12 protein-coding genes and 1 pseudogene are annotated in these 14,852 nt (G+C 36.5%); 8 read left to right on the top strand and 5 right to left on the bottom strand.

All coding sequences use genetic code 11. The annotated features are described in order from the left end of the window. Position 1 precedes the first annotated feature (1 nt). Complete coding sequence (locus QF044_RS03090; RefSeq protein WP_307263518.1) at positions 2-964, bottom strand: alpha/beta fold hydrolase; 963 nt, start codon at positions 962-964, stop codon at positions 2-4. Between the two features lie 201 nt (positions 965-1,165). Between QF044_RS03090 and QF044_RS03085 the strand changes: the two genes are divergently transcribed. The 4 genes from QF044_RS03085 (at position 1,166) to QF044_RS03070 (ending at position 4,374) form a co-directional block, all read left to right on the top strand. Next, complete coding sequence (locus tag QF044_RS03085; protein WP_307263515.1) at positions 1,166-2,077, top strand: ABC transporter ATP-binding protein; 912 nt, start codon at positions 1,166-1,168, stop codon at positions 2,075-2,077. Further along, positions 2,070-2,915 (top strand): ABC transporter permease, encoded by an 846-nt coding sequence (locus QF044_RS03080; protein ID WP_307263512.1) that lies wholly within the window; start codon positions 2,070-2,072, stop codon positions 2,913-2,915. Before QF044_RS03085 ends, QF044_RS03080 begins: the two co-directional genes overlap by 8 nt. Positions 2,916-3,097: 182 nt before the next feature. Then, entirely contained in the window at positions 3,098-3,742 is a 645-nt protein-coding gene (locus QF044_RS03075) for a hypothetical protein (RefSeq protein ID WP_307263510.1), read from the top strand. Further along, complete coding sequence (locus tag QF044_RS03070) at positions 3,739-4,374, top strand: hypothetical protein (RefSeq protein WP_307263508.1); 636 nt, start codon at positions 3,739-3,741, stop codon at positions 4,372-4,374. The genes QF044_RS03075 and QF044_RS03070 overlap by 4 nt, the downstream gene beginning before the upstream one ends. A gap of 42 nt (positions 4,375-4,416) precedes the next feature. On the opposite strand, the gene msrB is transcribed toward QF044_RS03070, so the two are convergent. The 4 genes from msrB to QF044_RS03050 form a co-directional block, all read right to left on the bottom strand. Next, positions 4,417-5,508: a peptide-methionine (R)-S-oxide reductase MsrB gene (gene msrB, locus QF044_RS03065; protein ID WP_373462584.1), complete on the bottom strand. Its 1,092-nt coding sequence runs from the start codon at positions 5,506-5,508 to the stop codon at positions 4,417-4,419. A 10-nt stretch (positions 5,509-5,518) separates the two neighbouring features. Beyond that, entirely contained in the window at positions 5,519-5,971 is a 453-nt protein-coding gene (locus QF044_RS03060) for a DUF417 family protein (RefSeq protein ID WP_307263506.1), read from the bottom strand. A gap of 79 nt (positions 5,972-6,050) precedes the next feature. Further along, positions 6,051-6,323: a hypothetical protein gene (locus tag QF044_RS03055; RefSeq protein WP_307263503.1), complete on the bottom strand. Its 273-nt coding sequence runs from the start codon at positions 6,321-6,323 to the stop codon at positions 6,051-6,053. A gap of 15 nt (positions 6,324-6,338) precedes the next feature. After that, positions 6,339-6,890, bottom strand: coding sequence for a sigma-70 family RNA polymerase sigma factor (locus QF044_RS03050; RefSeq protein WP_307263501.1), 552 nt, complete (start codon positions 6,888-6,890; stop codon positions 6,339-6,341). 301 nt (positions 6,891-7,191) lie between these two features. On the opposite strand from QF044_RS03050, the pseudogene alaS reads away from it, so the two are divergent. The 4 genes and pseudogenes from alaS to QF044_RS03030 all read left to right on the top strand — a co-directional run bounded on the left by alaS (position 7,192) and on the right by QF044_RS03030 (position 14,177). Continuing rightward, positions 7,192-9,796 (top strand): annotated as a pseudogene (gene alaS / locus QF044_RS03045) (alanine--tRNA ligase). 155 nt (positions 9,797-9,951) lie between these two features. Continuing rightward, complete coding sequence (locus tag QF044_RS03040) at positions 9,952-12,357, top strand: hypothetical protein (RefSeq protein ID WP_307263498.1); 2,406 nt, start codon at positions 9,952-9,954, stop codon at positions 12,355-12,357. 104 nt (positions 12,358-12,461) lie between these two features. Continuing rightward, on the top strand, positions 12,462-12,698 hold the full coding sequence (locus tag QF044_RS03035) for a hypothetical protein (RefSeq protein WP_307263495.1): 237 nt from the start codon (positions 12,462-12,464) through the stop codon (positions 12,696-12,698). Positions 12,699-12,707: 9 nt separating this feature from the next. Continuing rightward, positions 12,708-14,177 (top strand): M20/M25/M40 family metallo-hydrolase, encoded by a 1,470-nt coding sequence (locus tag QF044_RS03030; RefSeq protein ID WP_307263491.1) that lies wholly within the window; start codon positions 12,708-12,710, stop codon positions 14,175-14,177. Positions 14,178-14,852: the final 675 nt, after the last annotated feature.

Raw genomic sequence — 14,852 nt, 5'->3', positions numbered from 1 at the left:
TCTATTTGGTAGTGACCTTAAGATACATTTCATTTACAGCATCTTCAATGATTTTCGGCTGATCCTGGTTGATATAATGTCCGGCTCCCGGCACTGTAATCTGCCTGCTGTCTGTGGATAGATGCAGGAAATCTTTCTGCATTTTAGCCCATGCATCAAGCATTTCGTTTTTCAGTTTCCGGTCTTTAATAAGGCTGTCATATCTTGTTGTATCACCTGCTGTGATTACAAATAGAGGAATGGAACCAAAAGAATTTATCTTTGCGGCGTCCTCCTTTATTGTTTTCATATGGTCCTGTTCTTCCAGGGTAGCATCAGCACTTTTGTAAAGCAATGCAGGCATGATAGAATTCTGGTAAGTGTATTGTGTACCTGCAGGAAACATATTTTTAAACATGAGTCTTGCAGCGCCGAACGTATTGGCAAACTGCAACAAACCACCCGGCAGACCCTGAGTAACCATTTTGTACAATTCCGGAGACAGGTATTTTTTATCATCGGGACATTGGCTTTCTACCAGAATGACTCCGGCAACGTCCTGTGGATATTTTTTAACAAAAAACCTGGTAAGCATACCTCCGAAAGAATGCCCAACCAGAATGTAAGGCTTTGTCACTTTCGCTTTTTCAAGTAACAGATGGAGCTCTTCAGCCATTTTATCGCCTGTTTTAGGGTTTTTACCGCGCTCACTCCATAAAATTCCGGACCTGTCATAAGAAAATGAAGTATATGTTTCAGGAAGTTGCTGCTGGATGTGGTACCATTGCAGGTGGCCTGCAGGATCGAAGGCTGTTTCAAAAACTACGGTCGGGCCACCGTTTCCTTTTTGAAGATAATGCATTTTATGATTTTCAACTTCTGCGAACTGGCCGTCAGGTTTAATTTTTTCAGCTTTTGAACGGGATATTTTTTCGAAAATAAATCCGGCAATTAATAAAAGAATAAGAATTAAAAAAAGTGCCATGAGCAATCTTTTTATCCATTTAATGGTTTTCATAGTTATATTTTTTGGTGACGTTTTCCAATGGGTCTTCATTCTGTAAAAATAGTTACACCGATAAAACAATGATACTGTAAGTCTTGTTACATTAAATTCTGAAAATATTAAAATTAAATTGTAACAATCTCTTGATTACATAGACTACTACTATGTAAAACAAATTACATGGAAAAAATTTTGTCAGTAAAGAATTTAACCAAAAAATTCAAAAGAACGGTAGTCAACAATATCTCGTTTGATGTAGAAAAAGGAAATGTGTACGGTTTGCTGGGTCCTAATGGAAGTGGAAAATCCACCACATTTGGAATGCTGCTGTCTACCATCAATCCTACCAGCGGCGATTGGTATTGGTTTGGGCAAAAGGGAACATCCCCTGATACGCTGAAAAAAATAGGTGCTATTATTGAGCAGCCCAATTTTTATCCATATCTGGATGCTGAAACGAATCTTAAGATTGTGGCCGAGATCAAAGGAACTTCTCAAACAAGAATTGATGAAGTTTTGAAAACCGTAGGTCTTCTGGATAGAAAAAAAGACCCATTTAAAACCTATTCTCTAGGGATGAAGCAGCGTCTGGCAATTGCTTCTGCTATCCTGAACAATCCGGAAGTTCTTATTTTGGATGAGCCTACGAATGGTTTTGATCCTGAAGGAATTATCCAGATCAGGGATATTATCAGTACGATTGCCAGGCAAGGAATTACCATTATTATTGCAAGCCATCTTCTTGATGAGATCGAAAAGATCTGCAGCCATGTCATTGTATTGAAGGAAGGAAACTCAATCTACTGTGGAAGAGTGGATGAAATGACTGCCAACAATGGTTATTTTGAACTGAAAGCTGACAATAACACGCTGCTTTTAAGCGCATTGGAAGAGCTGCAGTGGTTTAATATTGTAAAAATAGATGGTGAGATCATCAAAGCACAGATCCGGGAAGATGCTTCTATTTCAGCATCATCTCTTAATCAGAAGCTGGCTGAAAAGGGAATTTTCCTGTCTCATTTAACAAAGAAGAAACTGTCTCTTGAAACCCAATTCCTTGAACTTGTAAAAAACACGAATACCCATGCTTAAACTATTAAAACTAGAATATTATAAAAACCTGAATTACAGACCATTTAAGGTTTTTACGATCATGTATTTTGCAATTCTGATCGCACTTCTTTTTATTGGTCTGGTAGATCTGAATATCTTTGGAGGAACGATCAATTTAAAGGAACAGGGAATCTACAATTTCCCTGAGATCTGGAATTTCACCACATGGATTGTTGCTTTACTTAAAATTTTTCTGGGACTGATTATTGTTTTTTCAATTTCCCAGGAGTTTACAAACAGGATGTTTAAGCAGAATACAATTGACGGGCTGAGCAGAAAGGAATTTATAGGATCAAAGCTTTTAACTATTACAATCTTTACAGCTGTTTCTACACTGATTGTGTTTATTATTACTATGTTTTTGGGTCATCAATATTCCAAGGTGACTGATGCTTCAAAAGTTTATGAGGAAATCTATTACATTGGAAATTATTTTGTGAAGCTGTTTACATTCTTCTGTTTCCTGATGTTTCTTTCGGTATTGCTTAGAAAATCTATGTTCGTCTTTCTTGGTTTCTTTGCCTATTGGATTGCTGAAAAGGTTTTAGCAGGAATAGAAGCCTATCAGAAATTAACCGGAATGCAAGGGGAACAAAGAAAAGCAGTGCTTGAGAATGATTTCTTCATCACGAATCTTTTACCATTGGAAAGCATGTCAAATCTAATTCCCAATCCTTTAATGCGATTGAATATGGTCAAAATCATGGGTGTAAAATACGATGCGCATTATCCTACAGAAAGTATGATTGCGTGTATCATCTGGTCGGTAATTTTTATTTACGGTTCCTACTGGATCCTGAGAAAAAGAGATTGGTAAAAATCTAATATTTAATGATTTAAAAATTGAATAATTTAAAGATAGAATGATTTTAATTGATTTAAATAATAAAGTGGTCCTTTGGATCACTTTTTTTTGTTTTTACTACATACGGAAATGTTAAAAATAATGGCTGTTCATTTAGGTGTTGAATTTTTTGTTAATTTTATGAAAACGAGTGGATGAAAAAAATATACTATTTACCGGGACTGATCAGCGCTGTATTAATTCCAGTGTTGTTCTGGTATTATGGAAACCAGAGGGTACAGCCCCAATATACAGTTGTAGATTTAGGACTTCCTGCCAAACATGTATTCAATCCTGAAATCGACAATACATTTGAGCCCTATAGAAACTGGAAGTATAAACAAATTGTTGTAAAACCCAATACGGCTCTTCAAAACCAAAAATACTATATTTCAGAGCTGAAAAAACTTCAGGAAAGAAATGAAAAAGAGACGGGGATTGAGTTTGTCATTGATGACCACAATAATTATCAGGATTTTATAGCCTTAATGGATGCTATGCAACTTTCAGGTCAGGATGAATATGGGGTAGATATGGAAAAAACCAATCACTTTTTTGCGATCCACTCTTATAAAGATCCGAATATAGCTGAAACAAAATATACACCCTTTTGTGGAACCGAGACTGCTACCATTTCTTACAAAGTGGGTGATGATTATAAAGAAATGGATAAACTTAAATATCTACTCGACTTACCAAAACAAGCTTATTACATCATTTTCGGTTTTTTAGTGTTTCTGAATATCTCCATGTTCAGCATTAAAGAAAATCTTCAGATCCAAAGAAAAACATTTGCATGAAAAAGATTTATTATTTTCCGGGACTGATCAGTGCTGTTATGATCCCATTGCTGTTTTGGTATTATGGAAATCAAAAATTTGAGGAAGTCAATATTTCTGTTATGGATATTGGACTTCCCGCAAAACTATCAAAGGATAAAAGCAACCTTACTTTTACTTTTGAACCTTTGAGAAACTGGGATTATAAAAGAATAAAAATTGAACCTGGTAAAGCAAAAGAAAATTCAAATTTTTATGTTTCAGAAGTCAAAAATCTTCAAAAAAGGAATAAAAAAAATACAGGGATTGAATTTATTTTAGATAAGAACAACACCTATGGAGATTTTGCATCTTTATTAAATGATATGACAATCGCTCAGCAAGGGACCTATGCATATGATTTAGAAAAAACAGGACATTTCTTTGCAACTGTTAATTACATCGATCCAAATATCGAAGAATTTAAATATGACTGTTTTCTTTGTCATGATGTTATTTCTGTAAATGAAGTTTATAAGGTGAATATATTTGATGAAGTCCAGCAGTTTTTAATCCGACTTCCTAAAGAAGCATATTATATTATCTTCGGGTTTCTACTGTTATTAAATATTTCCATGTTCAGCATTAAAGAAAGATTTCAAATATCCCACTAAATATATAAAAAAAAGACCGCCTTTCAGCGGTCTTCCCTCATATTACTTTTTATCCAGCAGAGAAATATATTCTCCGTAGCCTTTTTTCTCCATTTCAGCTTTTGGAATAAACTTCAGGGAAGCACTGTTGATACAGTAGCGAAGACCTCCTTTATCTGCAGGACCATCTGTGAAAACGTGTCCCAGGTGGGCGTCTCCGGTTTTACTTCTTACCTCCACTCTTGTCATTCCGGCAGATCTGTCCATTTTCTCATCAATCAGCTTTTTGGTAATCGGTTTTGAAAAGCTTGGCCATCCGCAACCTGATTCAAATTTATCTGTTGAAATAAACAGGGGTTCTCCTGTTGTAATATCTACATAGATTCCCTCACGGGTCTCGTCCCAATATTCATTTTGGAAAGGTCTTTCTGTTCCGTTTTCCTGAGTTACATTATACTGTTCAGCGGTAAGCTCTTTTTTCAAAGCTGCTTTATCTTGCTTCTGGTATTTTGCTTTAGGAAGCGGGTTTGCATTTTTAGCCATTTCAAAAAGTCCCGGCTCGATATGGCAGTAACCTCCTGGGTTTTTATCCAGATAATCCTGATGATAATCTTCCGCTTTATAGAAATTTTTCAAAGGAATGATTTCTACCAAAACAGGACTGCTATAGTTCTTAGATAATTTTTGGACCTCTTCTTTTACAATGGTTTCCGTAGCTTTATCTGTTGAATAAATTCCCGTTCTATATTGATCCCCTCTATCGTTCCCTTGTTTATTTAAACTTGTCGGATCAATCGTTTTAAAATACAGATCAATCAGCAGTTTAAGATCAACCTGTTCCGGATCATATTTTACCTTTACCGTTTCTGCAAAACCTGTCGTATGACTTACAACCTGCTCATACGTCGGGTTTTTAACGTTTCCGTTGGCATATCCAACTTCAGTTCCAACAACGCCACGTATTTGTTGAAAAAAGTGCTCTGTTCCCCAGAAACATCCCCCTGCAAAATAAACTTCTTTTACATTTTTACTATCCATAATGGTCTCATTTTCTCTTTTAGTTTTAGTGGATTTCATTTTTTTTGAATCTCCACAACTCATTGCAAATACTCCTATTCCCAGAATCATTCCGAGTAATATTAATATATTTTTCATTTTTATCTTTTTATTTGTATTCATTTTTTTGAAATATCATTAATCCAAATCCCAAAAGCATTACATCTTTCAGAATAAAAAAATCTGTGACAGGAATTCCATCCACTATTTTCCAGATTCCGGGAGTTGTGAAAAGGTAACTCAACGTTACCAGAAATGTCATGATCATCCCGATTCCGGCATACTTCCTTAGAAATGCAAATTTCACACTAAATATCAGTAATAATGCAATGATAATTTCTATCACTCCGATAGTATTTGACACCGTTTGGACACCTGCTATTTTATATACGAAAAAAGTAAGAAAATGGTTTTCCACCAAAGGTTTGATGGCTGCAGCCTCGGTAGGTGTAAATTTGAATATCCCGATCCAGAGCAAGATCAATGCAGCTCCGAAAAGTGAAATGTAATATCCTGATTGGTACGTCCCCGATTCGACGTTAAGTTTTAATGTTCCGTTCATGTCTTTAAGATTTTGATTAATACTTTATCATTTTCAAAAGTATAGTCGGAACCATTTCAAAATCCTGACATCATTTTATTTAAATGTCCAGCTTTTCTAAAACTTTATTTTTAAAACTCTGAATATCAACATCATTAATTTCAGTCTTTCCATTTTGAAAAAGTTTTCTTTTTAAAATATCATCTAAAATCCTGAGTTTTTCCTCATAAGAACGGCACCACTTACAAATTTTCAGGTGCATAGAAAGCTGCCAATCTTCTTTTCGGGAGATGGCTTGGGCATTCCTTTTTTCCATCAGCATGGTAGCTTTGCTGCATGGCAGGAACAGAATATGGATAAATTTTCTCAACATGTTTTTATGATATGGTTATAAGTTAGCAAACCAGTTGATATCCAGGCATTCCCTCAGCTGCATTCTGCTTCTCTGAAGGATCTTCCACAGATTAGTCGCAGATATCTGCAATTCCTGACTCACTTCCGGTGCTTTTTTCTCTTGAAGATAATACATTTTCAGTGGAATCTTCCATCTGGAAGGCAAATCCTCAATACAGTCTTCCAGCGTTTTATTAAAATCATGATTGTCTAAAAGTTCCGTTTCTTCCGAAACATTCCAGTCGTTCAAAACATCATTATTTTTCCAGGATCCCGTCTCATCAAAAAAATGATCAAGTTTGATCTCCGGCTCAGATTTATACTTCTTCCGGTAAAAATCAGCAGCTTTTCTGTTTAAAATAGCCGTAAGCCAGGTCAATGGCTGGCTTTTCCCTTCGAAAGAATCATAGGACGAAAATGCGGCTAAAAAAACATCCTGCACCATATCTTCTGCTTCTGTTTTATCTGAAAGCAGATAGGCTGCTCTTTTAAGAAGAGGCCCGGAATATTGCTCTACCCAGCTTTTCAGCACTTCGTTTTTTGTCATTTCTTATTCTTTAATATTATCAAAAACCACACATCTGTTAATCCGGCAGACTAATAATTGCAGAAAGTTTTTATCTAATATTAAAACGAATATAAAAAGTTAAATGATACCATGCAAAATTTATCACCAATGGAATTCTAAACTACAGGCTAAGTAAGCTTTTTCACTTTTTACTTTTTGCTTTTCATTAACTGCGATCCGGCACCATTCAAAACATAGCATAAAATGATTTACAAATCGCTTAAAAACATTAAATTTGCATCTTATCAAAATTTGATAGTTTTAAAAGCAAAGCAATACTATGACATCACAAGAGATACGTCAAAAATTTTTAGATTATTTTAAAAGTAAAGACCACCTTATCGTTCCTTCAGCTCCGATTGTGCTGAAAGACGATCCTACCCTTATGTTTTCCAACTCAGGAATGACTCAGTTCAAAGATTTTTTCTTAGGCTACAAAACACCTACTGCCCCAAGAATTGCCGATACACAGAAATGTCTGAGAGTTTCCGGGAAACATAACGATTTGGATGATGTAGGCAGAGATACTTACCACCATACCATGTTTGAAATGTTGGGAAACTGGTCTTTTGGTGATTATTTCAAAAAAGATGCTATTGCTTTTGCCTGGGAATTACTGACTGAAGTATTCGGAATTCCAAAAGAGAATTTATATGTAACGATTTTTGAAGGGGATGCTTCTGAAAATCTTAAAAGAGATCAGGATGCTTACGATTTCTGGAAATCCCATATTTCTGAAGACAGAATTATCAACGGAAATAAAAAGGATAATTTCTGGGAAATGGGAGAAAGCGGACCTTGCGGACCTTGCTCAGAGATCCATGTTGACTTGAGAACTCCTGAAGAGAAAGCTAAAGTTTCAGGACTTGACCTGGTAAATAATGACCACCCGCAAGTGGTTGAAGTATGGAACCTGGTTTTCATGGAATTCAACAGAAAGGCAGATAAGTCTCTTGAAAAACTTCCTGCACAGCATGTGGACACAGGAATGGGTTTTGAGCGTCTTTGTATGGCACTTCAGGGTAAGTCTTCCAACTATGATACAGATGTTTTCACTCCGCTTATTGCTAAAGTGGAAGAACTTTCAGGTAAAAAATACACCGGAATTTTAGAAGACGAAAAAGATATTGCCATCCGTGTTGTGGTAGACCACATCAGAGCGGTTGCTTTTGCTATTGCAGATGGGCAGTTGCCTTCAAACGGAGGTGCTGGTTACGTGATCAGAAGGATCTTAAGAAGAGCAATTTCTTATTCTTACCGATTCCTGGATATGAAGGAGCCTTTCCTTTATAAATTGGTTGCTGTACTCCAGGAACAGATGGGGACTTTCTTTCCTGAATTGGAAAAACAGGGAAAACTGGTTTCTGAAGTAATCAAAAGTGAGGAAGATTCGTTCTTGAAAACTATTGAAAACGGGCTGATCAGAGTTGAAAAAATTAATTCAGCAGACGATTGCCGATGGTTCAAAAGTATTACCTAGTGAAGAAGTATTTGAATTATATGATACCTATGGTTTTCCGGACGATTTGACGAGGATTATTGCAGAGGAAAAAGGTCTTACGATCGATGAAACAGGATTTAAGGCAGAAATGGAAAAGCAGAAGCTTCGTTCAAAGGCTGATTCTGCACAGAAGGTTTACGATTGGGTAACATTAGAGGAAAGGGATGAAAATTTCGTTGGCTATGACCAGATAGAATCTGAAACCTACATTACAAGATATAGAAAAGTAGAGAATAAAGACGGTGAATTTTACCAGGTAGTATTGAGCAGTTCCCCCTTCTATCCTGAAGGCGGTGGCCAGGTTGGAGACAAAGGAGTTCTGGAAAATGCCGTGGAAAGCTTTGAAGTTTTAGAAACTAAAAAAGAAAACGGACTTATCATTTCTCTGATCAATGGTCTTCCGAAAGATGCCGGAGCTGTTTTCTATGCTAAAGCCAATGCAACTGATAGAAAAAACTCTCAGGCTAACCACTCTGTAACACACCTTTTACACGAAGCATTAAGAGAAGTTTTAGGAACTCACGTTGAGCAGAAAGGTTCTTATGTAGGTCCTGACTATCTTCGTTTTGATTTCTCTCATTTCAATAAAATGACGGAGGAAGAATTGGCTTTGGTAGAAGAAAAAGTAAACCACAAGATCAAAGAAAGTATTGCATTGCAGGAATTCAGAAGCATTCCTATTCAGGAAGCATTAGATAAAGGCGCAATGGCTTTGTTTGGTGAAAAATATGGTGACAATGTGAGAATGATCCAGTTTGGAAGTTCAAAAGAACTTTGCGGTGGAACTCACGTAAAAAATACAATCGAAATCGGTCACTTCAAAATTGTTTCAGAAGGTTCTGCAGCTGCAGGGATCAGAAGAATTGAAGCAATTTCAGGAGATAAGTCTGAAGAATATTTCAAAAATTTAGAAAATCAAATTCATGAACTTTCTCAATTACTGAAATCTAAAGACGTGGTAAGATCTATTGAGAAATTAATGGAGGAAAATGCTTCTTTAAAATCTGAAGTGGAAGCCCTTAAAAAGGAAAAAGCAAAAGGCGAGATCGGCGAATGGAAAAATGCTTACGAACAGAAAGGAAACAAACAGCTGTTGGTAAAGAAAACTTCTCTTGACGCAGGTTCCGTTAAAGACATTGTATTCCAGCTGAAAAAAGAAACCCCGAATTCTGTAACAATCATTCTCTCTGATGCAGATGGGAAACCAATGATTACTGTAGGAGTTTCTGATGATCTGTCAGCAGATTATCAAGCCGGAGCTATCGTAAAGGACCTGGCAAAAGAGATCCAGGGCGGCGGCGGCGGAAATCCGGGCTTTGCAACTGCTGGAGGTAAAAACCTTGACGGTTTAGAAAATGCTTATCAAAAAGCTCTGAATATTTAATACTCAGCATCGATAAAAACAAAACATTAAACTCCTGATATTCTCAGGAGTTTTTCTATATTTTCTAGTCAAGAATTAAGATTAAATTATTGTATTAACAAATCATAAAAGCTTTCCCAGCACAAGAAATATTACTACTTTTGAACTAGTTTTACATGAAAAGGTTTTTACTCTTACTGTTTTTCTTAATACATTTCTTTGGTTACAGCCAATCAAAGATCAGGGTTATTGACGAAACTGACCAAAAACCTATATCCAATGCAAAAATATCCTGTGATGGAAAAATTCTGGGTTATACAGACATACAGGGTGCTTTGGAATTTAGGGCTTCCTGCAGCACCATTGAAATCCAGGCGGAACGTTACCAGAAAGAAACCGCTGATATAGAGGCTGACATGGAAGTTTCCTTACTAAAGAATACCTCAAAAACAACTGACATTGAAGCCGTGATCATTGAAGACCGAAGCGACCCAAGAGCTTTGGAGATCCTTAAAAAGGTCAACAAGCTGTTTAGAGAAAATTCACCAAAAAGTTTAGCGTCCTATTCTTTTAAATCTTACGAAAAAGTGTCTCTGGATATTGATCAGGACAGTATTACCCAGTTCAATAGGTTTTTAAATGATAATAATCTTTTTAAGAAACAAAGAGAAAAAGATTCATTAAGTAATATATCTGCAAAACAAATCTTTTCAAAAAGTAAACTCTTCCTCTGGGAAAGAGCACAGGAATTTTTATATTCTGAACAATATGGTGAAAAGATCAATATTCTGGACAACAGGATTTCCGGCCTTAAACAGCCTATCTATGAAATGATCGCTGTTCAGCAGAGCAACAGGGATAAAATTCCAAACCAGATCAAACAGGAAAACAGAGGACTTTACCGTTTTTTCCTTTCGGATACCATCGCAGTAAACGGAAGAAAAACTTTCGTGATCCGCTTCCGTGAGGTGAATTATAAAAAATCTGACAAAAAAAGGAAGTACAACGGCGCCATCTATATTGATGCGGAAACGTATGGAATTCAAAAGATTGAAAATTTCAGCAAGAATAAAAACGACGGTATTATAACAAGTACCTGGGTTTTCTATAACAACAAATGGTTTCTGGCACAGGAAAAGGTAAAACTCAGAATGAGCAGAGTAGCTATGGAAGAAGAGAAAACGGAGGAGCATACTGAAAAAAAGGATAGGACCAGCTTCGGAACCTATGCTTTTCTCACTTCTACTTATTTTGATTTCAAATCTCCTGTTGAAGAGAAACGTAATGATTTTAAAGGTTATACTTTTTCGGTCAAAAATGCAGACGGCCGTTTGCTGGATCGGTACAGAACTGAGCCTTTGACAGAAAGGGAAAGCAATACCTACACAACAATCGACAGCCTGGGTAAAAAATATAACATCGACAATAAAGCTAAAATTCTGACAGGGCTTATCAATGGGCAGATCCGGACAGGTATTGTAGATTTTGCCGTGGATGAAATTGTAAACTATAACTTGTATGAAGGCTTCAGATTGGGCTTAAAAGCAAAACTGAACGAAACTTTCAATCCGTATTTCTCACCAGACTATTATTTTGCCTACGGTTTTAAGGATGATAAATGGAAGTACGGAATCGGGCTTGATATGAAGACAACACTGGACAAAAATTCATTCTTCAGAATTGAATATTATAATGATGTAACGGCATCGGGAGAATTTTACAGAAGACTCTGGAATTTCAAGATGAGAACAATGAATTACGGAAATAACATTAACAATGATAAATACTATCATTTCAGAGGAGCTTCATTATCTTACCTCAATGACGTTACAAACGGACTTACCCTTGTTTTTGCAGCCAAAAGAAATATTGAAGAGGCTAAGTTTGATTACGAGTTCAGGGGAAAAGGTGGGGAATTTGATAATTTCAATACCCTGTTCACCTTAAAATATTCCCCTAATTCTACGAATATCATGACGCCTCAGGGAAAGTCTATTATTGATCAGAAATATCCTGAATTGTATTTCAATTATGAGCAGAGTTATAAGGTTTTGGGTGGGGATTTTAATTACACCCGTTTTGACGCTCTATTTGTCCACAACTTTAAAACAATGCTCGGCACTACCGGATTCAGACTTTATGGCGGAATAGTATTGGGAGAAGCCCCTATCTGGAAACATTTTACAATGAACGGACTGGCTTCTCCCAGGAAGGATTTCAATTTCAACTTAACCTCCTATCTGGGTTTTGCGACGCTGGAAGGCGGAAAGTATTACAATGATAAATTCGTTGCCTATTATTTCACCCATAAGCTTCCCTTCTATTTTAAGAGTTTCGGGCAGAATATTTCCAGCTTTGACTTTGTGTTGAGAGGAACCATCGGAGATATGAAGCATCCGGAATATCACGAGTTCAGATTCAAAAAACTGGATCACCTGTATCAGGAAGTCGGCCTTGAGTGGAATAATTTCTTGTCAAGCTACTTCAATCTGGGATTATTCTACAGGGTTGGGTACTACACTACTCCCAATTTCAAGCAAAATTTTGCCATTCAGTTTAAACTGAAATTATTGGAATTTTAAAATTAAAGCTCTTTAAAAGCTTCAATACTTACTCAAAATACATTATACATTATACATTATACATTATACATTATACATTATACATTATACATAAAAAACGAAATATGCAGAGAATAGAAATAAAAGCGGAACAGTTTTTTGAATTATTAAGATTAAAAGACACTTCAATGTGGGCCATTTTCTCACAGATGATCGACGGCAATGAAAAGGAGATTATTTTCCTGGATAATGAAGACAAGGTTCTTTTTAATTATATTCTGCCTTCCGAGCAGGAAAAATTGGAAGAAGACAGGAAGGAATTTTCAAAACAGTTCTCAGATAAATTGGCTAACTTCAATTAAAATTTTTAAATGAATAAAAGTTATATATTCTCTATTCTGGGGTTTCTTTTATTTAGCTTCGGGACTGCTCAAAGCTATAAAAAACCTCTGGTATCTGCCATCAAAGAATCTGACTTGAAAAAGGATATGTATGAATTGGCTGCCGACCAGTTCTTGGGCCGTGAAGCAGGAACTCTGGATGAACTAAAAGTCTCCATGTGGCTGGCTGATAAAGCTAAGGAAGCAGGAATGAAACCTGCAGGTGATAACGGTACTTTCTTTCAGTTTTTTGATATGTACAGACATCAGGTGATTCCTCAGAGCAGTTTAAAAGTTGGCGATACTAATCTTAAGCTCTGGAAAGATTTTCTGGTTGCAGAACCTGTCAATGCTTCTATTGATGCAGAGATTGTTTACGCAGGAAATACTGAACCTGAAGGACTTTCTAAATTGAATATCAAAGGAAAAGTTCTTGCCGTTAATGCTTCCGATAAAAATATAGAGAAAGAAATGACTCTTTTTGTAAGAAGATATCCTGGGTTTGTAAGAACAAAATATTATAATAAAGCCGTTGAACTCGGAGCAAAAGCCATTATTTTTATCACAGATGATATTTCTGAAAAAAGCTGGGTGGAAATACTTCCCCAAATGACAAGAGGAACCTATGGCGTTGAGGGGTTAAGGGAAAAAATAACGAATAATATTCCTGTTCTATGGATCAAAAGAGAAAATACAAACTGGGTAAAAAACAATCCTAAAGTTTCACTTAACCTGATCACAGAAACCTATAAATATCCTTCAGTCAATATCATTGGAAAGATTGAAGGTACAGATCCTACCCTTAAAGACGAATATGTTTTACTAAGCGGACATCAGGATCATGACGGAATCAGACATCCTGTAAAAAACGATACCATCTACAACGGTGCTGATGATAACGCCAGTACCTGTGTCGCTATGCTTGCCATGGCGAGAGCCTACAAAAAGCAACCCGGGAAAAGAAGTATCCTCTTTGTCTTTCATGGAGCTGAGGAAAGAGGATTGCTGGGTTCCAGATGGCATGCTTCCCATCCTGTAGTTCCTAAAGAAAAGATTGTAGCTGTTCTTAACGGTGATATGATCGGAAGAAATGATAATAATGAAGCTGCTCTCCTTGGAGGAAATTCACCCCACAAAAATTCTGAAGAACTGGTAAAAATGGCTGAGGATGCCAATAATGAAAGTACAAAATTCAAGTACCTGAAAGACTGGGATTCTCCGAATCATGCAGAATATTTCTATTTCAGAAGCGATCATTTGCCGTATGCAAAAATGGGTATTCCCGCTATATTTTTTACCAGTGTACTGCACGATCAGTATCATACGCCTCAGGACGAATCTGAGAATATCAACTACAAAAAGTTGTATAAAATGACGGAATGGATGTACAGGACTTCCTGGAAAGTGGCCAATGAAGCGGAACGTCCGACGGTTATTCCGGATTTTACGCTTGAAAGATAAAATCAAAAGAATCGGCGGCCCTTCGGGCCGCCGATTCTACTTTCTGTCATTGCGAGGAGCAAAGCGACGAAGCAATCTCTTTATTCTTTATACTTTATTCTTAAGATTACTTGGTCACTGCTTCGCAATACATTTTGCCAAATATTCTCTATTATTCTTTTGTCTTGAAACAAAAGAACCAAAAGTTCAAGACTGGGAAACTTCCGCTAAAAATAAATCCTGTTCTCTAAAAACTCTAAAACTTGCACGGTAGCATCTATGTTGAAAATCTGATTTTGTCCCGCGCTTCGGACAGTAGAATTTTCTTAACGTTCACAGGATTGATTTTCTTAACGCTCCATTTTCCAAAGTCAGGTATTTCAAATTCCTTCAAACTTTACAACAAAGCAATCGTGTTAAACTTAGTCTTCTTTGTCATTGCGAGGAGCATAGCGCCGAAGCAATCTCTTTATTCTTTATTCTTCAGATCACTTGATCACTGCTTCGCAATACATTTTGCCAAATATTCTCTATTATTCTTTTGTCTTGAAACAAAAGAACCAAAAGTTCAAGACTGGGAAACTTCCGCTAAAAATAAATCCTGTTCTCTAAAAATTCTAAAACTTGTGCGGTAGCATTCTATGTTGAGAATCTGATTTTGTCCCGCGCTTCGGACAGTAGAATTTTCTTAACGTT

It is taken from the genome of Chryseobacterium sp. W4I1, from assembly GCF_030816115.1.
Classification (GTDB): Bacteria; Bacteroidota; Bacteroidia; order Flavobacteriales; family Weeksellaceae; genus Chryseobacterium.
The sequence above is the reverse complement of the archived record's forward strand: the minus strand, read 5'-3'. Positions and strand labels throughout refer to the sequence as shown.